This window comes from Amycolatopsis speibonae (assembly GCF_042647925.1).
Taxonomy (GTDB): domain Bacteria; phylum Actinomycetota; class Actinomycetes; order Mycobacteriales; family Pseudonocardiaceae; genus Amycolatopsis; species Amycolatopsis speibonae.
On record NZ_JBHRWK010000017.1, the window covers coordinates 103533 to 126269 of the forward strand.

Sequence of the window (22737 nt, forward strand, 5' to 3'; positions counted from 1 at the left end):
GAATGCCCGGATGAACAACACCGGCCGCAGAGGTCGCGAGCGGGCCGCGACCGATCAGGACATCCGGCGGACGGCGCGGGCGCTTCTGGTCGAGCAGGGGCCGGAGGCCGTGACCCTGCGGGCGATCGCGCGCGAGCTCGGCATCACGGCGCCGGCGTTGTACCGCTACTACGGCTCGCGTGACGATTTGGTCGAGCACCTTCGGGCGGACGTCGTCGCGGATCTCGCGGCCGGGCTGGCCGAGGACATCGCGCAGCTGCCGGACGAGGGCGCGCTGCAGCTTTTCGCCATCTGCAAGGGATTCCGGCGCTGGGCGTTGACCCACACCAAGGAGTTCACGCTGGTCTTCGCCTCACCCGCGGGCGACGACACGTTGAGCAGGCTGGGCGAGCCGTTCGGGCGGATCTTCCTCGCGGCGGCGGGCCGGGTGCTCGCGATGCACGATCTGGTGACGCCGTCGAACGACGTGGTCCCCGCCGAACTGCGCGACGATCTCACGTCGTTCCAAGGGGAATTGCTGGCCGTGCTGGGGGAGTCCGACGAGACCTTCCCGCTGGAGAAGCTCGACCTCGGCGTGACGTACCTGATGATCCAGTTCTGGGCCCGGCTCTACGGGCACGTCACGCTCGAGGTCTTCGGCAACTATCCGATCCCGTTCTCGAAACCGGACGTCCTCTTCGACGCGATGTTGGCCGATCTCGCGCGCGAGATCGGCCTCTCCACCGACTAGGCCGCGTGCCCGCCGTCGACCGAAACGGTCGTCGCGGTCACGTACTTGCTTTCCGGCCGTGCCAGGAACGACACGGTGGCGGCGACCTCCGACGGCGAGCCGTAGCGGTCGAACACCGTCATGCTCCGCTGGTCGGCGGCGTACGGGCCGTCGGCCGGGTTCAGGTCGGTGTCGGTCGGGCCGGGGTGGACGATGTTCACGGTGATGCCCCGCGGCCCGAGTTCCCTCGCGAGGCCCTTGGTCAGGCCCAGCAGCGCGGTCTTGCTCACCGCGTACAGCGACATCCCGGGGCCGGGCACGCGGTCCGAAACGCAGCTGCCGATGCTGATCACGCGCCCGCCTTCGCCGAGGTGCCGGGCCGCGGCCTGGGTGGCCACGTAGACACCGCGGACGTTGATCGCGAGCACACGGTCGATGTCTTCCAGGCTCGTCTGGTCGAGCGGGCCGACGAAGCCGACGCCCGCGTTGTTGACCAGCACGTCGAGCCTGCCGAACTCGGCGACCGTCGTTTCGACGGCCGCGGAGATCGCGGCGGCGTCGGCGCTGTCGGCCTGGACAGCCAGTGCCCGGCGGCCGAGAGCCTTGATCTTGTCCACGACACCGGCCGCGAGCCCGGCGTTGTTCTGGTAGGTGAGAGCGACGTCTGCGCCGTCCTCGGCGAGCCGGATCGCCGTGGCGGCACCGATCCCGCGGCTGCCGCCGGTCACCAAAGCCACCTTGCCGTCGAGGGTCATGCGGTGTTCTCCATTCGATTTCGTTGTCCTTGAACAACTCCATCGAATCGCGTCATGACCCTCGACGCTGGCGCAAATCGGTCTTGGTGTCACAGCGGCCGTGGAGCTACAGCACGATGTTGACCAAGCGCCCCGGCACGACGATCACCTTGCGCGGGGTGCCGTCACCGACCAGCGCGGCGACCTTCTCGTCGGCCAGCGCGGCCGCCTGCACGGCGTCCTTGCCCGCGTCGGCGGGCACGGTGATCCGCGAACGCACCTTGCCGTTGACCTGGATCGGGTACTCCACGGAGTCTTCGACCAGGTACTTCTCGTCGACGACCGGGAACGGCCCGTGCACCAGGGAATCCGCGTGGCCCAGGCGCTTCCACAGCTCCTCGGTCAGGTGCGGGGCCAGCGGCGCCAGCATCAGCACCAGCCCCTCCACCAGTTCGCGCGGGGTCGCCTCGGTGCCGCCGTAGGTCTTGGTGACGTAGTTGTTCAGCTCGATCAGCTTCGCGCCGGCCGTGTTGAACCGCAGTTCCGCGTAGTCCTCGCGGACCCCGGCGATCGCCTTGTGCAGCTGCTTGCGGTCGGCGTCCGTGGCATCCACAGTGGACACCCGCAGCTCGCCGGACTCCTCGTCGACGACCAGGCGCCACAAGCGCTGTAAGAAGCGCTGCGCGCCGACGACGTCCTTGGTCGCCCACGGCCGCGAGACGTCCAGCGGGCCCATCGACATCTCGTAGAAGCGGAAGGTGTCGGCGCCGTAGTCGGCGGCCATCTGGTCAGGCGTCACGACATTCTTCAGGCTCTTGCCCATTTTGCCGTATTCCTGCTTGACCTCTTCTTCGCCGAAGAAGAACTTGCCGTCCCGTTCCTCGACCTGATCGGCCTGGACGTAGACACCGCGGGCGTCCGTGTAGGCGTAGGCCTGGACATAGCCCTGGTTGAACAGCTTCCGATACGGTTCCGCGGACGTGACGTGGCCCAGGTCGAACAGCACCTTGTGCCAGAACCGCGAATACAGCAGGTGCAGCACGGCGTGCTCGACACCGCCGACGTACAGGTCCGTGCCACCGGGGTCGTCGACGCCGTGCTCGGCGGGACGCGGGCCGACCCAGTAGGCCTCGTTCTCCGGCGCCACGAACACGTCGGGGTTGGTCGGGTCCAGGTACCGCAGCTGATACCAGCAGGAACCCGCCCAGTTCGGCATCGTGTTGATGTCGCGGCGATAGGTCTTCTTGCCGTCGCCCAGATCCAGCTCGACCTCGACCCAGTCGGTGGCGCGGGCCAGCGGCGAGGACGGCGTGCTGTCTTTGTCCTCCGGGTCGAAGGTCACCGGCGAGTAGTCGGCGACCTCGGGCAACTCGACCGGCAGCATGCTGTCCGGCAGCGGGTGGATCTGCCCGTCCTCGTCGTAGACGACCGGGAACGGTTCGCCCCAGTAACGTTGACGTGAGAACAGCCAGTCGCGCAGCTTGTACTGGACGGTGCCTCGGCCATGGCCGTTCTCTTCCAGCCAGCCGATGGTCGTCTTCTTGGCCTCGTCGACGGCCATGCCATCCAAGCTGAGTCCATTTTCTTGGCGAGAGTTGATCGCGGGCCCGTCGCCGGTGAACGCCTTGCCGTCGAAGCCTTCCGACGGCTGCACGGTGCGGATGATCTCCAGGCCGAACTTCTCGGCGAACTCCCAGTCACGGGTGTCCTGGCCGGGGACGGCCATGATCGCGCCGGTGCCGTAGCCCATCAGGACGTAGTCGGCGACGAAGACCGGGATCTCCTTGCCATCGGCCGGGTTCACCGCGTAGGAGCCGGTGAAGACGCCGGTCTTCTCCTTGTTCTCCTGACGGTCCAATTCGGACTTCCGCGCCGCGGCGGCGCGGTAGGCGGCGATGGCTTCGGCCGGGGTGGCGGCTTCGCCGGTCCACCTGGCGTCGACGCCTTCCGGCCAGGTGGCGGCGGTCAGCTCGTCGACCAGGGTGTGCTCGGGCGCGACCACCAGATAGGTGGCGCCGAACAGGGTGTCCGGACGGGTGGTGAAGACCTCGATCTTCTGCTCACCGGACACGAACGAGACGCGCGCGCCGTGCGAACGGCCGATCCAGTGCCGCTGCATGGATTTGACCTTTTCCGGCCAGTCCAGCAGGTCCAGATCGTCGACCAGGCGATCGGCGTAGGCGGTGATGCGCATCATCCACTGGCGCAGATTGCGCCGGAACACCGGGAAGTTGCCGCGCTCGCTGCGACCGTCGGAGGTGACCTCCTCGTTCGACAGCACCGTGCCCAGACCCGGGCACCAGTTCACCGGCGCTTCGGACAGATAGACCAAGCGGTGCGTGTCGATGATCTCCATCTGCTCGGCACGAGTCAGCTCACACCAGTTGCGGCCGTCCGGAGTGGCGCGCTTGTCCTGCGCGTACTCGGTTTCCAGCTCGACGATCGGGCGTGCTTTCCCCGCCTTCTCGTCGTACCAGGAGTTGAAGATCTGCAGGAAGATCCACTGGGTCCACTTGTAGTAGTCCGGGTCGATGGTGGAAATCCGGCGACGCTCGTCGTGCCCCAGGCCCAGGCGCCGGATCTGGCGCAGATAGGTCTGCATGTTCTCTTCGGTGGTCTTGCGCGGGTGCTGCCCGGTCTGGACCGCGTACTGCTCGGCGGGCAGGCCGAAGGCGTCGAAGCCCATCGTGTGCAGCACATTTCGGCCGATCATGCGGTGGTACCGCGCGAAGACGTCGGTCGCGATGAAGCCCAGCGGGTGCCCGACGTGCAGGCCGGCGCCCGACGGGTACGGGAACATGTCCTGGACGAACAGCTTGTCGGACGGGACAGACGAACCACTGTCGCCCTCGTCCGCGAGCGGGCCGACCGGGTTCGGCGCGTGGTAGGTGCCGTGATCGGACCAGTAGTCCTGCCAGTGCTGCTCGATCTGGCCCGCCAGCTCCGCGGTGTAGCGGTGCTGAGGGGCCGAGTCGGCGCCTTCGCTCGCCTGGTTCATCGCCGAAATCCTCCGTGCTCATCCACGTCAAGCCACTCCAGAAACAACTCGACCCCTCAGCCCGGAGGGCATGAGGGGTCGCCGCGCTGGTCCCGGCCGATCGGCCGAGTTCAGCGCGGCAGGCTAAGGAGCAGCCGAGCCGTGTTCATGAGTCCAGTTTAACCCGCTGGTCAAAGCCGTTCCGAGGGGACCGCCAGAGCGATGAACTGGGTCACCTGGGTCGCGGAGAAGTTGTTGTCGCTGACCAGCACCAGACTGCGCTCGCCGCCGGGCAGGCGCGGGCCCCAGGTCATCCCCTCGATGTTGTCCACAGTGGACAACTTGAAGTCCGCCAGGTCCGCGAGCAGGCGCTTCTTGACCAGTTTGACCTTCTCGGCCCCGCCGAGCGAAGGGATCTTCGCGACGTTCGTGGCGCCTTTGGTGTCGATCTCGTAGATGCGGATCTTGTTGCCGACACCGGTGACGAACGCGCGCTCCATCACCAGGTAGCGCGTCGGATCGGCCTGGTCGACGGCCAGCAGCGACGAGACGCCGGTGGTCGCGAAACCGCCGGGCGGGTTCGGGGCCGCGAAGACCTTCTCCTGCGGGTACGCGTACTGCGCGAGGATCGGCCCGAAACGCGACTGCAGGGTGATGCGCGAGAGGCCACCGGACGTGGTGGTCGGCTCGGGGCCGTCCTGCAGCAGCGGGCCCTCGACCGAACTGGCGATCAGGGAGCCGAAACCGGCGAAGGTGATGCCTTCGAGGGCGAGATTCTGCCGCGGCCCCGTCGTCTCGGTCATCTTCTCGTTGGCGGGGATCGGCAGGTCGCGGACGTAGGAGCCGTCGCGCTTCGCCTCGCGGATCGACGGGTCGATCCGGGCCGCCGTCGACCGCTCGCCCTCCTGCGACCAGAGGTACTGGCCGGTCCAGGGGTCGACACGCAGCTCTTCGGGGTCGACGGTCTGCATGTTCGGCGGCTGCGCCGGGTCGTTCTTCGCGAGCGGCGGATACGGCGTGCCGTCGGGACGCAGGAGCGGCTTGGTGCCGGTGAAGGTGACCGGGCCGAGTCCCTTGGCGTCGAGGCTGAACTTCGCCGTGTAGAACCGCGCCGGGTTGATGGCGGACCGGTCGTCGCAGATCAGCGCGTACTCACCGGTGCGGTGGTCGTAGTCGATGCTGGACAGGCCGCCGACGATCGTGCCCTCGTAGGGCAGGAAGTTCGGGACGAGCTGTTCCCCGATGAGGCGAAGCGGACGGTGGCCCGCTTCGGCGGCTGGTGCCACCATCAGGGTGAGCGGAAGGGCCCCGATCAGGGCGACGGCAAGAGCGCGGCGTGACATGGCCTGTAGCACAGTCCATCAGGGTATCCGGCAGGTTGCCGGGACGTCACGCTTATCCTCGTGGAGTGTTCGTCATAGCGCTGGTCTCGATCGTGCTGGGTGTCCTCGTCGGCTGGGGTGGCTTCCTCGGTCTGCGCGAGAAACTGCCGCGTGAGCGCGGGGCGGGCGTGCGCACCGCCGCGACCATGCGCAGCGAGGACGCCTTCCGCCTAGGCAACAAGGTCGCGGGGCTCCCGACGCTGGCAGGCGGCGTGATCGCCGTGCTCGCGGGTGCCGCCGGACTGCTCATGCCGACGACGGCCGGGCTCGTCCTGGCCTCGGTCGTGGGCGTGGTCGGGATGATCGCGCTGGTCGCGGCCGGGGGAGTCCTCGGCAACCGCGCCGCCGCGACGGTCCCCGAGCCCGAACCGGAGCGGCCCGCCGGCTGCAGTGGCTGCGCCTGCGGCACCTGCGGCGTCTTCAAGAAGGCCGACACCGCCACCGCCTAATTGCGCTGGAGGTCTCCCGGGTGGGTGGCCAGCAGCGCCAGCGGAATGCCCTGACGGCGCAGCACCTGACCCCAGAGGTCGTGCTGCGGCGAAGCGAGGACATCGCTGGGCAGCGCCGGGACGATCAGCCAGTCGTCGCGTTCGATCTCGTTCGCCAGCTGGCCCGAGTCCCAGCCCGCGTACCCGGCGAAGACCCGCACCCCGCGGACCTTCGGGACCAGGGCCTCGGGATCGGTGTCGAGGTCGACCAGCGCGACCGGACCGCGGACGGCGATCACGCCGGGCACGCTCGACGCCGTCTCGCCGGTCCGCAGCGCGGCCAGGCACAACGCCGTCTTCTTCTCCACCGGACCGCCGACGAACACCGACTGCGGTTCGGCGACGTGCCCGCCCCAGTTCGGGAGCACGTCGTACACCGGGACGTCACTCGGCCGGTTGAGCACGACGCCGAGCGTTCCCTCGTCCCGGTGATCGATGACGAACACGACGGTCCGCCGGAAGTTGGGATCGAACATCGTGGGGGCGGCGACCAGGAGCGTTCCCGGTTCGACCTCGGCGTCCGCTGGCACGTCCGCCATGATCCCACTTCGAGTGGAGACAAATCGTCCGGCCAGGGAACAACAGCATCACGAGCACCGTTGGACACATCGGGTCGGTGCGCTTTCCGTGTCCCCCGGGCTCACTGAAGAACCGCCTTTGTGGAATACCGTCCGGCTGGAGCCACACTGCGCATAGCCGCCGAGAGGCGACCCTAAAGCGCACCGACCTCCTTCTTTAGGCTTCGGCTGTGACCACCAGGGCGTTCGTCCGCGACCGTGACTTCCGCCGTCTGCTGTTCACGCGGTTCTCCGCGCACTGGGGCAACGGCATGTACCAGGCCGGACTGGCGGGAGCCGTCCTCTTCAACCCCGAACGCGCCGCCGACGCGCTCCCATGGCGGGCGGGTTCGCGGCGCTGCTGCTGCCCTGTTCGGCCGTCGGGCCGTTCGCGGGCGCGCTGCTCGACCGCTGGGACCGCCGGAAGGTCTTGATCTTCGCGAGCCTCCTGCGGTCCCTCACCATCCTCGCGACGGCCGTCGCCGTGGGCACGGGCGCGGCGGGGATCGGGCTGTTCTCCCTGGCACTGGCGTCCGAAGGCATCTCCCGGTTCATCGGCTCCGGCCTGTCCGCGTCGCTGCCTCACGTCGTCGAGGAGAAGTCCGTGGTCGCCGCGAACGCCTTCGCGGCGACGTGGGGCTCGGTGCTCGCTGTCGTCGGCGGCGGCTGCGCGATCGGTCTCCGGGAACTGACCGGCGCCGACGACGCCGGTTCCGCGTGGGTCACCGCCGTCGCCGCGCTGGGCGGGATCGGCGCCGCGGTGCTCGCTTCGGGGTTCAAGCGCGGACTGCTCGGGCCGTCGACGGTCGACGAGCCGTCGAACCCCGTCCTCGCCGTCGCCCGCGGCCTGTCCGACGGCGCGAAGGCGGCCTGGCGCACGCCCAGTGTCACGGCCGGGTTCGTCGCGCTGTTCGCCCATCGCGCGTCGTTCGGGATCTCGCTGCTGGTGACCGTGCTGCTGATGCGCAATCACTTCACCGACGCCGGGATCTTCCGCGCCGGGATGGCGGGACTTGGCCAGATGGCGGCGTTCGCCGGAGCCGGGATCCTGGTCGCCGGGCTGCTGACCGCCCGGCTGATCCGGCTGTTCGGCAGGCTCCGTGTCGTGCTGGGCGCGCTGGTGCCGGCGGCGGTCGCGCAGTCCGCGCTCGGGCTGCCGATGGTCGCTGGCCGCGACGGTGATCCCGGACGACGGCCGTTCGCCGGGATTGCTGATCGCGGCCACCGCCCTCTACCTGGCGGGCGCCGCCGGTCATCTCCTCGCGGTGCGAAAACGAAGAACCGGTGATACGGCGCAGGCGTTGGCATTAGGGTGACGCCTACCGACACCGGGTGGCGTATGCCCGGGATCCAGTACTCGCGGGGGCTCAAGTGACGACGGCCGGCGACGACAGCGCACGCCTCGAAGCGCGCAATGCCGCCATGAAGGACCAGGTCGACACGCTGCTCGAGCAGTTCGAGCGCCAGACGGCCCAGCTCCGCGACGCGCAGGAAGCCGCTTCGCAGACGTCCGCGACGGTGGTCTCGCAGGACGGTCTCGTCCGCGCCACCATCGACGCGACAGGCACCCTCGCGAAACTCGAAATCCAGCCGAACGCCTTCGAGCGCACCAATCCCGCGCAGCTGGCCAACACCGTGCTGACCCTGGTGCGCCAGGGATCGCTGCAGGTCAAGCAGCAGGTCGCCGAGCTGATGGCCCCGATCACCGAAGGCCTGCCGGACCTTTCGGACCTCCTCGAAGGCGCTCCTTCGCTGCAGGGTCTGATGCCGGCGATCCCCGACTTCCTCGCGGACGAGGAGGAGCCGGACGCGCCGAAGAAGTCCGACGAAGACTTCGAAGACCCGCTGCTGCGCAAGGACGACGCCCCGCCGCCTCCTCCTCCCGCCGCTGCCCCGCCCGCGCCGAAACCGATTCCCAAACGGGTGCGTCAGACGCCGGACGACGATGAGGAAGAGCCGCCTTCGAGCTGGCTGACCAGGGGGGTCTGATGCCGAACGGTGGGGGCGGAGGCGGTTTCACCGCGGATCCGGACGCGGTCAAGACGGCCGCGGCCAAGCTGGGGCTCGCCGCGGATCAGCTGGACGACGCCGGCAAGGAACTGATGGCCGCGCTCAACTCGCTCGGCCAATGCTGGGGCAGTGACGACGCCGGCAAGGAGTTCGCGAAGGACTACGAGCCGGGCGCGAAGGGTTCGTCCGAGGGGTTCGCGAACATCGTCGAGGCGCTGCGCGGCATGCAGCACAACGTCGAACGGTCGATGACCGCGTTCACGAACGCCGAGGAAGAGATCAAGACGACGCTGGACAAGAAGGTCTAACGCCGTGGGTATGGAGATGCCCGACGCGGTCAAGTGGCTCTTGCCGATCGTCGTCGGGGAAAGCTGGCCCGAAGGCGACGAGGACAAGCTCCGCGAACTGCGCGACGCCTGGCACAACGCCTCGAAGGCCGTGCAGCCGATCGCCGACACCGCGACCAAGGGCGCCACCGAGGTCCTCGGCGGCTGGACCGGCGAGGGCGCGGAGAAGTTCGCCGAAGCCTGGAAGAAGTTCGTCGAGGGCGACGAGGCGTACTTCAAGTCGCTCGCCGATTCTTCGAAGGCGCTCGGCGACTCGTGCAACGCGACCGCGCTGGACGTCGAGTACACGAAGTACATGATCATCATCTCGCTGGTGATCCTCGCCGCGCAGATCGTCGCGATGATCGCGGCCGCCGCGGTGACGTTCGGCGGTTCGACGGCCGGGATCGCGCCGGCGCAGATCGCCACCCGCATGACCGTCCAGATGATCTTCCGGCAGCTGATGCAAAAGCTCGCGCAGGAAGGCTTCAAGAAGGTCGCGAAGGAACTCCTCGAGAAACTCCTCAAGGAGGGCCTGAAGAAGATCGGCAAGGAGGTCCTGCAGAACACGGCGATGAACCTCGCCATGGACGCGGGCATCCAGGGCCTCCAGATGGCCAAGGGCGACCGCGACAGCTGGGACCTCGGCAAGACCAAGGATTCCGCGATCAGCGGCGCCGTCGACGGGGTCGTCGGCGCGGGCAGCAGCAGTATCGGCAAGGGCGCCACCAAGGGACTTTCCGACAGCGTGGGCGGCCAGATCGCCGACAGCGCGGCGCGGGGTGCCGTGCGCGGCGCGGCCGAAGGTGTCGCCAGCACCGTCGGACAGGCCGCCGTCACCGGTGACCTGGACAAGCTTTCGGCCAAGGACGTCCTGATGGGCGCTTCCGGCGGGGCCGTCGGCGGTGGGGTCGACGGGGCGAAGAGCCAGATCGGCGACATCCGCACCGCGAACACGCCGGACGTCGATGGCCCTCCGACGCCGGATGGGGACTCCGGGGATTCCGGGACGCCTTCGGGTTCTTCGGACTCGGGTTCTTCTTCGGATTCCGGTTCTTCTTCCAGCCGCGATTCGTCCTCTGATGGCGATTCCTCGGCGCGGGGTTCGTCCGGGTCACAGCCGCGTTCGGAGGGTGGGGGCCAGGCTCCTCAACAGGCTTCCCAGCAGCACACACCGAGCTCTGACGACGGGCCGCCGCAGCGGGCGGCGGACAGCGACCGGGTCAGTCAGTCCTCGGCGCAGGCTCCGGAACGTCCGGCGGACGCCCCGGCGAACACCGGCGACGGTCAGCGCGCGGCGCAGACCCACCACAACGCTCCGGCGGCGGCCGCGGACAACGGCGCCGGTTCCGGCCAGCAACAGCAGGCCAGTCAGCAGGCACCCGCGGCGGCCAATCAGCAGCAGGCACCCGCCGCGGCGGCACCGGCACCGGCGGCGAGCTCCGCCCAGGCACCCGCGGCGAGCCCTGCCCAGACACCGGCGGCGAGTCCGGCGCAAGGGCCCGTGTCGAGCCCGTCGCAGGGACCCTCGTCGAGCCCTTCGCCTGGTCCGTCGCAGTCCAGCGGGATGCCGCCCGCCGCCTCCTCCGGCGCGCCTTCCTCGTCGGGTGGCGCGCCCGCCTCGACCGGCTCGGGCGGGTACGGCATGGCGCCGAACTCGGGTTCGGGCACGCCCGGCTCGTCGGGCGGCTATGGCATGGGGCCCGGCGGCAACCCGCCCGCACCTGGTGGTTTTCCCCCGGGCGGGCACGATCCGTCGCGGCCGGGACGGCCGAACGACAGCGTCCAGGCCGCCGGGCTGTCCGGCAACGGCGGACCACAGCAGCCGCGTTTCGACCAGCAGCCCGCCCAGATGCCGTTCCAGGGCCAGCCGATGCAGCAGGGCCCGCAGGGTGGTTTCGCGCCTCCTCCGCCGCCTCCCGGTGGTGGCGGTGGCCCGATGCCGCCCCGGGGACCGCAGGGTCCGATGGGCCCGCGTCCCGCCGGACCGCAGCCGCCCCCGCCCCAGCACCCGGGTCAGGGCGGATATCCGCAGGATCGCGGGCCGCGTCAGCGTCCCCAGCAGCCGCCGCCGGGCCCGCCGCCCCAAGGCCCGCCGCCGCATGGCCAGCCGCGGCCTCAGCAGGGACCGCCCCAGGGTTATCAGGGAAGGCCGCCGCAGGGTCCCGGTCCGCACGGCGGTGTCCCGCCGCGTCCGCAGACGCCTCCGCCGCCCGGGCAGCACCCTGGCCAGCAGCGCGGCCCGGCGGGCTATCCGCCGCCTCCGCCGCGTCCTCAGCATCCGGGCAACGGCCCGTTCCCCGGCAACCGCGGTCCCGTGCCGCCGCCTCCGCCCGGCCACCACCCCGGGCAGCCGGGTCAGCCTCGGCACCCGGGTCAGCAGCCCGGCCGTCCGATGCCGCCCGGTGCCGAGCCGCCGCGTTTCGGTGGCCCGCAGCCGCAACGTCCGCCGCAGGTCCCGGCTCCGCGCCCTGGCCAGGACGGGCACGCGGGCCCGCCGGACCGCACGCCTCAGGACCGGACGCAGCAGCCTGCCCCGACGCGGCCTGCGGAGCAGGCACCGCAGCAGGCACCCCAGGACCACGGCGGCAGCCTGCCCAAGGACACCGAGCTCCCCAAGGACACCGACGCTCCGCACGACACCGAGGCGCCCCAGGACGTCACGCCCGACGACAAGTCCACCGACGACATCCGTTCGACGGTCGACGAGCCTTACCTGACGGATCCGGACTTCCACACGGACGATCCCGCGGCCTACCGCGCGCTCGCCGAAACGCAGATCGACAAGCGCGGTTTCGACGCCTCGACCGGGGAGTCCCGGAGCGAACAGGTCCGTCGCGAAGGTCTGGCCAAGCGTGACGCGCACGAAGACCAGCGCGTCAAGGACATGTCGGATCAGGGCGCGTACGCGGTGCACAGCTACACGCGGACCGACATGGCCGAGCGGATCACGCACGCCCAGCGCCACGGTGGCCCGGAGCTGGAGGCGCTCCGGCCGCATATCGAGGCGATCACCTCCGGCCTCAACGAGATCCCCGCGTACGAGGGTGTCGTCTCGCGTCGGGTGGACTTCCACGGCAACGAGAGCGCGCTCCAGGGCTTCCTCGCGGCGCACGCCGAGGGGCGGATCATCGTCGACCCGCAGATGCTGAGCGCGTCGCGGGTCACCGCCGAGCATCCGCGCAGCACCTTCGCCGGTGAAGTCGAGATGCGCATCCAGTCGAAGACCGGACGCCACATCGAGGACCTCGCTTCCCGGAAAGACGAGCGCGAAGTGCTGATGAAGTCGGCGACGCAGCTGCGCGTCACCGGCGTCGACAAGGGGCCTGGACATCCCGATCACCCCGATTACGCGGCGCGGGTCGCGGACGGCTCGGCGAGCAGGCTGCCGAAGTGGGTCGTCGAATGCGAAGAGGTCGTCGCCGGCGACGATGGCCACCTGACCTCGGAGCAGGTCCAGGAGAAGGTCGCCGAACGGCGCGAACACAACAACGCCGAGCGGGACAGGCTGGCCCAAGAAGAGGCCGACCGCGACGCCCAGCTGCGCCGCGATCACCCGGAACTGTTCCAGAACAAGGGCCTCGACGGCTTCGGCACCAAGATCTCCGACGGCAAGGGCGGCTGGATCGACGCCGCCGACGCTCCGGTCCGGGAGGTCGTCAAGCCGAGGGAACACACTCCCGACGGCGGCTGGTCCGAGCTGGCGAAGCCGCTCGACGAAGGCGGGCCGCCGGTCATCCACGCCGGTTCGGCCGAGACGCCGCATCAGCAGGTCCGGCTGGTCATGGACGAGCTTCCCGCGATCGGCGAGGCCAACACCCGCAACTACTACGCGCCCGAGTCGTGGAAGGACGGCTTCCAGACCAACTCGGCCGAGGCCCTGGTCGCTTTCGAGAACCGGATGGACGGTGGCGACGCCGTCGCCGGGCCGTCGACCAGCGGCTCTCCGCTGCAGCACGTCAGCGACCAGCTCGGCGGGCAGTGGTCTGATCGGAACGGCTTCGGCGACATCGCCCGTGAGCTGGGCGAACGTCCGGTCGGCGCGCGGACCGCGGTGGCTTTCGAGCATCACGCCGCCGCCGAACCGAACGCGCCGACGGGCTCGCCAAGGTCCATGGACCGGATCGAGACCCGGATCGTCGCCGCGGTGAACACGCCGCACGGCGTGGTGTTCGCCGACCCGATGACCGGGCGGCTCGCGACGCTGCCCGACAATCCGACGTCGATCAAGGCGATGCCGATGGGCGGCGGCGACGCACCTCACGCCCACACCCCGGAAGCGCCGGAAGCACCTCAACGGGCGCACACCGAAACCCACACCGAGACCCACGCCGAGGCACCGCCCCAGCCGGCGGCCGACCGGCTGCGCGGCGACGACGAGCCGCCACCGGTGGACCGGTCCGACGAGCAGCAGGCGCCCCGGACCGAAACCGACATCAGCGAGCGGCTCAAGGGCACCGACGAGGCACCCGCGCGGCACGACGAAAGTTACGTCGACGACGAGAACTTCCGTGGTTCGCCGGAGGATCACAAGAGCCTTCGTGACCGCTACGACGACGCCGATCAGGCCGAGCAGGCCCGCGACAAGGCCCAAAGGCGGCTCGAAGCCAGCCCGCTGAAGGACTGCGTCTCGCCCGAAGCCGCGGAAGCGATCTACTCGTACTCGCGCGAACACGCCTTCGCGATCAACGAGGCGAACCGCCGGGGTGAGGCGCACCCCGACTTCGAGAACGCCCAGCGCAGCACCCGGGCGATCGTCGGCGCGCTGAACGAGCTGCCGGACTTCCACGGCGAGGCCATCCGCGGCATCGACACCAAGGGCGACATGCGCGCCGCCGGGATGATGGCCGCGCACTACGAGCCCGGCCAGACCGTCCCCGAACCGACGATGACCAGCTCCACCATCAAGACGTCGTCGGACACGAAGTCGAAGTTCGGCCAAGACGTCGAGATCCACATCGTCTCGAAGACGGGCAAGGACGTTTCGTCGCTCGCCGAGAACCCGGGCGAGAACGAAGCGATCAACAAGCCGAAGACCCAGCTTTACGTGCACAGCAAGGAGTTCAAGACTCCGCCGCTGGTCGACCGGCCGAAGTGGGTCATCCACGCCGAAGAGGTCACCCCCGGCGACCCGCGCTACCTCGACCCCGAGACCGCCAAGCAGAAGATGGACGAGCGGCGGGCCCGGCACGCCGCGGAGGCGCCCGAACTCGCCCGCCTCGCCCAGGAACGGTCGATGGCGCGCCTCGGCGGCTTCGACGAGCCGCAGACCCCGCACCTCACCACGGAGAACCCGGCCGACCACGGGGTCGCGGACGCCGACAAGGGACCCGAGTACGGCGAGCAGCCAGCTCAGGACCACTCCGCCACCGACGACACGGCGGAACTGCCGGTCCCCGAGCGGGACTACTCGTCGATGGCGGTCGCGACGAACCCGCCGAGCGAACCGGCCATCCACGCCGGTTCGGCGAGCCCCGCGCAGCAGGCCGCGTACCTCGCCGACAGGCATCCGAGGCTCGGCGAGGTCAACCCGCACTTCAACGACCCCGACGCGCTCGCGAACGGCTACCGGTCCAACTGCACCCGCACCCCGGGCGCCTACATGGACCGGATGAACGGCATCGATTCGACGGCCGACCCGCTGCTCGTGCACGAGATGGACAGCCGGGGCACGCTGGAGCACGTCGAGGAGCGGTTCGGCGGCCAGTTCTCCGACCGCGCCGACTACGACACCGTCATCCGCGAGATGCGGGACATGCCGACCGATCACCACGCGGTCGTGGCGGTGAAGTACCTCGACGAGAACGGCGTCGAACGCGGCCACGTCGCGATGGTGGCGAACACGCGGGACGGCGTCGCGTTCATCGACCCGCAGTCGGGCGCGCTGATGAACCTGCCGCATCCGCCGCTGGGGGTGAGGCTGATGCACGTCGGCGTCCCGGAGGGCCCGGCCGCGCAGCACACCGACGGGCACACGACGCGGACGGAAGCGGCCGCGACGCGGCCTGTCGACCCCCGGATCGCGTTCGCGCGGCCGGATCAGCCGGTGGACCCGCGCATCGCGTTCGCCAGGGAAGACACGCCCGAGGTGCAGCCGTCACGGATCGGCCCGGACGGCCGTCCGATCGTGACACCGCCGCGCGACGCGGGCTACGGCATGGCGCACGACGAGCCGTCTCACCACGGGGACCGGGCCGAGGCCGACCGGTTCCTGAACGATCCCGAGGTCGCGGCCGCGGTGGACGGACTGGACCCGGACCTCAAACGGGCCGTTCACGAGGACGAGAACGGGGTCAAGCACGACGTCGGGCCGATGCGGGACTTCATCCGCGAGCATCTGCCCGCGCATCCGGAACTCGTCCGGCTGATGGAGCATCCGGACAACGCGTACCTGCGAGCCTCGCTGCTGAACAACCCGATGACCATCGGCAGCCTGCTGCTGCATCCGGAAGCCATCCCGATCCTCGAAGACGCCTTGCGCGACGTCGAGGAACGCGGCTACCGGATGATCGACGACGTCCACCAGGAAGGACCCGGCGACACTCCGCTGACCCAGGAGCAGCGGGACATCGCGAACGAGGCGGCGGGCATCGCCGCCGAGGTGGAACCAGGCGATCAGTACCACGCCGGATTCGATCGCGCGGACAAGGGCGATCCCGTGAAGATCCAGGAGTTCCTGGACGCCGAGCGGCAGGCGTGGCCGCGGAACCAGGGCGACCTCAACCGGATCGCCGAACGGATCGCGGCGGAGAACAACGGTGACTCGTCAGGCCGCCCGGGCCCGAAGGACGACGACCGCGCGAAGGCGAAGATCGCGGGCTACGACGGCGACGCGTCGAAACTCACCGACCTGGCCGGGGTGAAGATCCAGTTCGACACGCTGGTCGACGTCTACAACGCGCTGAACGCGGTGATGGCCGATCCGGATCTCGAGATCGTCAGCTTCGACGACCGGTTCGCCAATCCGCAGGACAGCGGGTACCGCGATCTGCAGATGAACGTCCGGCTGCCGAACGGGCACGTCGCCGAACTGCGGCTGCACCTGAGGCACATCGACACCGTCTCCGCCTACGAACACGCCCTGTACGAGGTCCGGCGCGACTTCCCGACGTACAACCGGACACTGGACGAGAACAACAAGAAGAAGTTGTCCCCGGAACAGGCTCTGCTGGAAGCCGCCTTGATGGACCGGGTCCGGGAGAAGTTCATGGCCGGTCTCCGCAAGGGCCTGCCGCCTGAGGAGAACACGTGATCCAGACACCGTCCTTCTACACCTACTTCGCGAAGACCTACCGCATCGAGTCGACACCCGACGGAGGGTTGACCGGTTATCTCCTCAACCCGCGCACCGGCGAGTTCGACGAGAAGCCGGAACACGTGCGTGAGGTCATGTGGGCGATGGCGAGTTCGGACATCAGCAAGGTGACCGAAGAGAAGTTCGTCCAGGAGACCGAGCGTGCCCGTGCGTACGAACTCAAAGGTGCCGGGCCGATCTTCGCGCTCTACGAGACCATCGACGGCCTGTACGCGCAGGCCAAGCGCGAAGACCGCCGCCTGCAGCCGCAGGAATCCGCCTTGATCCAGTCGCTGCGCAAACGCACCTTCAAGATGTGGGAGGACGAGCTGGCCCGCCGCGCCGCCGGTGAGCCGCCGTCGTTCCGGGCGGAGCCGCGTTTCCCCGAATACGAACCGCCGGAGGAAGGGGTCTCGGAATGAGCCTGTTCAGCCGGCCGGACCGGGCGCGATGATTCACGTGGAACAACTCACTTCCGAAGAACAGCGCGGGCTGCTGGTCCGGATCGGCAGGCTCATCCTGGCGGGGATCACCGACCCCGCCCACGCCGCGGCCGCCGATTTCCGGCAGGCCGGGGAGCACTCCGAACTCGAGGGCCACAACCTCACGCCCGCCCCTGAGCTGAACGAGCTCTTCGGCAGGCTTCGCACCGGCATGTACGCCGTCGGCCGGGGGACCTGGCTGCAGTCGCGGTTCACGCTCAAATCCGACGGCACCTTCGACTTCGACTTCACCCTGGACGACGAGCCGTCGTGGACCGGGGCGCCGGCGACTTCGGCGTACCCGGACGAGCTGGCCGCTTTCCCGCGCGAGGACGAGCACATCCCGGACTGGTGGCGGCTGCGCGCGCAGCTGCCGTTGCGCGTCGAGTTCCGGCACGCCCGGATCGTCGACGCCTACACCGAGGGCAAGCCACCGGTGGTGGACAGACCGGAGCTCGACGAGTCCGAAGCGCCGCTGGTCGCGCAGTACCTGGAGCGTGAACCGGCGATCCTCTCCGGCAGCGGTCTCGGCAAGGACATCTTCACCCCGGAGGCCGACGAAGACGTCCCGGAGAGCTACCACACCGACGGCACCTGGATCTGGCACGCGTCCGTCCCGCACTACCTGCGGAAGTACGGGATCCCGCCGGAGCCGGAGCTGGTCGAGCACATCCGCGGCCAGCGGTTCCAGCCGCCGTACGTCGAGCACCTCGTGCGGCGGACGGCGGAAGCGGATCTGCTCGGCAAGCCGAGGCCGAAGCCGGGCCGCTCCGACGTCAAGAAGACCGAAGGCGACATCGCCGCGGACCTGGAGACGTCGCCGAATCCGTCGTTGACCGACGAAGAGCTCCTGGTCGTGCTGGTCAGCAGGCTCGGCGAGCACGCCGTGTGGCCGGAGGCGTACCGCATCGGCGACCGCTCGGACGGCGCCTGGTGCCTCAACTTCACCGAGAAGGGCTGGGAGGTCGCGGCCTACTCGGGCGGCTCCCCGACCTCGCCGAAGTACTTCGACAAGCTCGAAGACGCCGCGCATCAGCTCCTCGGCGCCCTCCTGCTGCATCCGGCGAGGATGACCGCCGGACACGAGACGCCGCTGGAGACCGCGAAGGAACTCGCCGACTGGCCGGTGCGGTCGGCGCCGGGTGAGCCTCCCCTCACCTTGCTCCGCAACAAGCGCGTCAGCCGGATGGTCGCCGGTACGGTCGTACTGCGGTTCGGCGAGGAAACCGGCAATCTGGTTCACCACGGAGGGGTACGGTTCGCCACGACGTCCCTGCCGCTGGAACGGGAGCGTGTCGGTGGGACCTACCGGCTGCGACGCCCGCTCCACGTGATCATCGGTGTCACCGTCCCTTGGGCGAACATGCCCGGCGGGGCGGTGGCCTACGTGCTCCCGAGGACCATCGCCGAGCACGTGTCCGACGGCAGCCTGGAGAGGATCGAGTAGGTGGAATCGGCGGAAGCGGTAGCCAAGGTCGAAGAGTGGCTGCGCGCGGTCCACGGTCCGGACGTGTCCGAACCGGGCGGCGCCGGCCTGCGCGTCGACCACGAAAAGGTCCTTCGCATCCCCGAGGGCTGGTCGGTCCCGTACAACACGATCGCCTTCCTCGACGAGGGTCATGCCGAGAAGGAGATCTTCCCGCCGCCGTCGGTGATCGTCCGCGAGCCGGACGGCGAACTGCGCCAGGCGCATCCGCAGCCCGGCGGGCTCAGCGTCCCGGTCGCGTTCCCCGGCCAGGAGGCGTGGCGCGAGGTCGTCGACCCCGAGTACGCGAAGGCCGGGCTCGGTGACCTCGGTGTCCCGCCGCCGGTCGTCGCGGGCTGGGTCAAGGTCAACGCGGAAGGCGTGCAGACCGGGGAAGAGCGGGAGAACCCCGAGTACCGGGCCGGACCGGTCCGCCGCGGCTATCCGAAGCCGGAGAACAAGCTCGAAACGCTGCTGTCGTTCGCCAGCGTCGGCTGGCTGACCAGGGAGCAGCTGCTCATCGGACTGCTGCGCTGCGAGGTCTACGTCCCGCTCGACCTGGCGTCGGGCAAGACGGAGCGGTTCTACTTCAACGAGGAACGCGCCGAGCTGCGGGTGTTCAGCTCGACCAGGAACCTCCCGTCCCGCGAGCACGGGTACTGGAAGGTCGACATCGCCACCCTGGCCGGGTACGAGAGCCCGCCGAACCTCGTGATCAACGGCGGGCCCGCGACGTTCGAGGACGTCAGCGGCGCCGAACTCGCCAGGACCGCGGCGAAGTTCCCGCGCCGGGACGCCTCCGTCGACGTCAACGAACGCTGCCCCGAGGCGGATCCGGAACTGGAGACCCTCGCCGCCGACACCGCCGCGAAGATGGGCCTGTCCGATCCGGTGAAGGCGCCGCTGGCCGCCGCCGAACGGGCCCGCCGCCGCGGCTTCGAACTGACGGCCGAGGAATGCCAGAAGACAGTCCTCGGTCAGTCGTGGCTGGCCCGGCTCAAGCGGCCGGAGCCGCATCGAAGCCGCCCGAACGACCTGCGGGCGAACGGGCTGGCGCCGGGCTACGACGACGACGGACAGATCGAGCCGCGCTTGGACACCTTCGGCAAGTACTTCGACCGGGATCGCTCCAGCTCGCGCTACGGCTGGCAGCGCGTCACGGGCGCCTTCGTGGGCTTCGCGCTCGGAGAGGCGCTCGGGGCGGCCGTCGACCGGATGCGGCTCGACGAGATCCACAACACCTACGGCCCCGACGGGGTCACCGACCTGCCTGTCGCGTTCGACCTGCCCGGCCGGATCGGGCCGCTCACCCAGCGGCTGCTGTTCTACACCGAGGCCGTGATCCGCAGCCCGCATCGCGAGCAGCCGGAGAACCGCGACGCCGAAAAGGCGCTCGGCACGGTCGCCCGCAACTCGCTGATGCGCTGGCTGCACACCCAGGGCGCACCGCTGGACAACGCCGACGGCTGGCTCGTGAAGGTGCCGGAACTCCGCGTCCGCCGCACCCCCGACGACGCCGAACTGAACGCCTTCCACGCGCTGGCCACAGTCTCGCCGACGGCGATGCCGATGAGTGGGCCCGACGCGCTGGTCGCGGCGCTGCCGGCGGCGATGACCGCGGCGGGGCCGGGGACCGCGATGAGCGGCGGCGTCCGCCAGGCGGTGCGCGACCTCGTCTCGGTCACCCATCCCGGGGAGATCGACGTCGAAGCGGCGACGTATCTGACCTGGCTGTTCGAACCCGCGCTGACCTCGGAAGCGTTCAGCTACCCGGTCTGGAACATCTCCCGGGAGATCTTCAGCGAGCAGAACCCGCACCAGCGGGGACCGGTCTGGGCCGATCTCAAGGCGATGGTCGCGGAATCGGTGCCGTTCTTCGGCAAGCACGGCCTGCCGGATCTGCGGGTGCCGGAGCTGATCGGCGACGGCAAGGGCACGCTTTCGGTGCTGGGCCGCGCGTTCGCGGCGCTGTCCGGCTTCGAGAACTACCCGGAGCAGGCACTGCTGCGGGCGGTCAACCACTCGGGCCGCAGCGCGATCACCGGCGCCGTCGCCGGTGCCCTGCTCGGCGCCCGCACCGGCATCCCCGGTCTGCCGCAGAAGTGGGTCGACCAGCTGGAACTGCGCTACCTGGTGGAGAACATCGCCACCGACGCCTTCTGGCACTTCGACCGCCATTCGGCGCTGCACGAGGTCGACGGCTGGGACCGGCGGTATCCCCGCTGGTGACTGAAATGGGGACGATGAACGAAGAGGAAGCCGTCAGCCGCGTCGAGGAATGGCTGGCGGACAAGGGCGGGGAGGGGACCGGCGCGCTGCGGGTCCGCCGCGAGTACGTCGCGCGCGCGACCGACGGCTGGAACGTCACCTACAACACCGTCGGCTGGCTCGACGGGACCGATCCCGGCGCGGGCCTGTTCCCCAGCCCGGTCGCCTTCGTCCCGGACGACGGCGGTGAGATCCGGCTCGACCTGGAGCTGATGGCGGTCTCGGCGGCAGGCGGGGACAGCGACGACGCGTTCACCCGGTGGACCGAGGTCGCCGATCCCGAATTCGATCCGGCCGCGGTCCCCGGACTGCCCGTGCCGAAGGCGGCGATCCTGCGCTGGGAGCAGCACACGCTCTACGGCGAGCCGACCGGCGCGGTCCGCGTGAACCCGGATCACCGGCCGGGGCCGCGGTTCTCCGGCCGCCCGGCGCCGGAAAGCGCGGTCGAGACGCTTCTGGGCTACCTCCGCGTCGAGTGGATCACGCCGGAGGAGTTCGTCCACTGGATGCTGGACCTCGATGTCCTGGCCCCGGCGAAGGACGGCCACCTGCAGGTGCGTCTGCTCGGCGACGCGGGCGCGCGGTTCGTCGTCTACACGTCCGAAGCGCAGATCCCGTCCGAGTACACGTTGTGGCAGCGGATCCAGCCCCGGGTGCTCCTGCGACGGCCCGAAGACAACCGCGGCGTCGGCCTGCTGGTCAACCCCGGCCGTCCGGAGACCTTCAACGTCTACCCGGAGACGCTGCGGCAGGTCGCCGACCTCGACCTCCCCGCGGGTACCGAACGCCCCGAGTCCGTCGGGCGGCCCGCGTACTTCGACGAGGGCTACGCGGAAGCGTTCAAAGCCCTTCAGGAGGAGTACGGCCCGGATCTCGGCTCGGCCATCGCGAACCTGTCGGATCTCGTCGGCCAGGCCAGGGACAACGGCTACCCCCTGAGCACCGACGAGCTCGTCCGCTACACCCGGAGCGCGACGCTGGCGTTCAAACGCTCCCGGGCGAAGTACAGCGGCCGTCCGCTGCCGGAACTGCCCGAAGACCTCTTCGCCACCGGCCTGGTGACGCACTTCTACGACGACGGCGAACCGCGCCCGGCCGCCTGGACGTTCGGAAAGTTCTACAACCCGACGATCCCTGTCGGCAGCTTCGCGTATCCGCGGCTTCTCGGCGCGTACGTCGGCTTCGCGCTCGGAGACGCGCTCGGCTCGGGCGCGGATCCCGCCGACGGCCTGCCGATGGGCGGGCTGACCCGGCAACTGCTGTTCCACACCGAGTCGGTGATCCGCGGGCTGGACGCGGCCCCGGACAAGGTCGAGATCCCCGCGTCGCTGCCCGCGGGCGGACGGCCGGACGGCTGGGTCGCCAAGGCCACCGCGTCCGCCGGACCGGCGCCCGCGGAGTTCTCGGCCATGCTGGCGACGGCGCTCGCCGCGACGGTGACCGGCGGGGCGCAGGCTTTCGGCGACAGCACCTTCTACGCGATGAAGGTGGTCCGTGAACTGGTCGGTTCCGCGGCGGGCCACGAGGTCGTCCACGGTGCCGAACTGCTGGTGAACCTGTTCCGCGCGCAACTCGCCGCCCGGAACGGCGAACCGGCGGTCGCGAACTTCCTCGAAGGCTTCGACGAGTACAGCGGCGAAGTCGGCGACCTGGTCAAGACCGTGCTCGACCTCAGGAACGGCATCGACGGCGACAGTGCCGCCGACGTCGAACAGTTCGACAGCATCGGGGACGGCCGGACGCCGCTTTCGGTACTGGGCAGGGCGCTGTTCGCCGCCGCCAAACGGGGCCACGACGCCGAGGCCGCGCTGGCGCTGGCCGCTCGCGGCGGCTCGGTGACAGCGGCGCTGACCGGGGCGATGGTGGGCGCCAGGCTCACCGTGCCCGGTCTGCCGGAGTCCTGGCTCGCCGCGTACCCCGGCCTCGGTGCCGTCGACGCCATGGCGGGCGACGCCTATTACTACTTCAACCGGTTCGGCCTGACCCGTGAGCCCGAGGAGCGGCGGCGCTGGGACGCGGAACGGTACCCACGAGGAGATCAGTAG

At 69.8% G+C, this 22737-nt stretch carries 13 protein-coding genes and 1 pseudogene; 10 read left to right on the forward strand and 4 right to left on the reverse strand.

Translation table 11 applies throughout. The features are described 5' to 3' along the window. Positions 1–10: 10 nt before the first annotated feature. Positions 11–730, forward strand: coding sequence for a TetR/AcrR family transcriptional regulator (locus ACFOSH_RS12850; RefSeq protein WP_378239034.1), 720 nt, complete (start codon positions 11–13; stop codon positions 728–730). Here ACFOSH_RS12850 and ACFOSH_RS12855 read toward each other — a convergent pair. The 3 genes from ACFOSH_RS12855 to ACFOSH_RS12865 all read right to left on the reverse strand — a co-directional run bounded on the left by ACFOSH_RS12855 (position 727) and on the right by ACFOSH_RS12865 (position 5763). Next, positions 727–1464 (reverse strand): SDR family oxidoreductase, encoded by a 738-nt coding sequence (locus ACFOSH_RS12855; protein ID WP_378239035.1) that lies wholly within the window; start codon positions 1462–1464, stop codon positions 727–729. The genes ACFOSH_RS12850 and ACFOSH_RS12855 overlap by 4 nt on opposite strands. A 106-nt stretch (positions 1465–1570) precedes the next feature. Continuing rightward, complete coding sequence (gene leuS, locus ACFOSH_RS12860) at positions 1571–4441, reverse strand: leucine--tRNA ligase (protein WP_378239036.1); 2871 nt, start codon at positions 4439–4441, stop codon at positions 1571–1573. Positions 4442–4611: 170 nt separating this feature from the next. Continuing rightward, positions 4612–5763: an esterase-like activity of phytase family protein gene (locus ACFOSH_RS12865; RefSeq protein WP_378239037.1), complete on the reverse strand. Its 1152-nt coding sequence runs from the start codon at positions 5761–5763 to the stop codon at positions 4612–4614. 65 nt (positions 5764–5828) lie between these two features. On the opposite strand from ACFOSH_RS12865, the gene ACFOSH_RS12870 reads away from it, so the two are divergent. Further along, the gene (locus ACFOSH_RS12870; protein ID WP_378239038.1) at positions 5829–6251 is read left to right on the forward strand and encodes an SdpI family protein; all 423 of its coding nucleotides are present in this window, start codon (positions 5829–5831) and stop codon (positions 6249–6251) included. On the opposite strand, the gene ACFOSH_RS12875 is transcribed toward ACFOSH_RS12870, so the two are convergent. Then, a complete protein-coding gene (locus ACFOSH_RS12875) occupies positions 6248–6829 on the reverse strand; it encodes a YqgE/AlgH family protein (RefSeq protein ID WP_378239039.1) in 582 nt (193 codons plus the stop codon). The genes ACFOSH_RS12870 and ACFOSH_RS12875 overlap by 4 nt on opposite strands. 209 nt (positions 6830–7038) lie before the next feature. On the opposite strand from ACFOSH_RS12875, the pseudogene ACFOSH_RS12880 reads away from it, so the two are divergent. The 8 genes and pseudogenes from ACFOSH_RS12880 to ACFOSH_RS12915 all read left to right on the forward strand — a co-directional run bounded on the left by ACFOSH_RS12880 (position 7039) and on the right by ACFOSH_RS12915 (position 22737). Further along, positions 7039–8163, forward strand: a pseudogene (locus ACFOSH_RS12880) (MFS transporter). Between the two features lie 55 nt (positions 8164–8218). Next, a complete protein-coding gene (locus tag ACFOSH_RS12885; RefSeq protein WP_378239040.1) occupies positions 8219–8836 on the forward strand; it encodes a YbaB/EbfC family nucleoid-associated protein in 618 nt (205 codons plus the stop codon). Beyond that, positions 8836–9165 carry a WXG100 family type VII secretion target gene (locus tag ACFOSH_RS12890; protein ID WP_378239041.1) on the forward strand — a complete coding sequence of 110 codons (330 nt, stop codon included), beginning with the start codon at positions 8836–8838 and terminating at the stop codon, positions 9163–9165. Before ACFOSH_RS12885 ends, ACFOSH_RS12890 begins: the two co-directional genes overlap by 1 nt. A gap of 10 nt (positions 9166–9175) precedes the next feature. Continuing rightward, positions 9176–16435 (forward strand): WXG100-like domain-containing protein, encoded by a 7260-nt coding sequence (locus ACFOSH_RS12895; protein ID WP_378239042.1) that lies wholly within the window; start codon positions 9176–9178, stop codon positions 16433–16435. After that, complete coding sequence (locus tag ACFOSH_RS12900) at positions 16432–16899, forward strand: hypothetical protein (RefSeq protein WP_378239043.1); 468 nt, start codon at positions 16432–16434, stop codon at positions 16897–16899. Before ACFOSH_RS12895 ends, ACFOSH_RS12900 begins: the two co-directional genes overlap by 4 nt. A 37-nt stretch (positions 16900–16936) precedes the next feature. After that, on the forward strand, positions 16937–18406 hold the full coding sequence (locus ACFOSH_RS12905) for a TNT domain-containing protein (protein WP_378239044.1): 1470 nt from the start codon (positions 16937–16939) through the stop codon (positions 18404–18406). Beyond that, positions 18407–20653 carry an ADP-ribosylglycohydrolase family protein gene (locus ACFOSH_RS12910; RefSeq protein WP_378239045.1) on the forward strand — a complete coding sequence of 749 codons (2247 nt, stop codon included), beginning with the start codon at positions 18407–18409 and terminating at the stop codon, positions 20651–20653. Between the two features lie 14 nt (positions 20654–20667). After that, a complete protein-coding gene (locus ACFOSH_RS12915) occupies positions 20668–22737 on the forward strand; it encodes a YrhB domain-containing protein (RefSeq protein WP_378239046.1) in 2070 nt (689 codons plus the stop codon).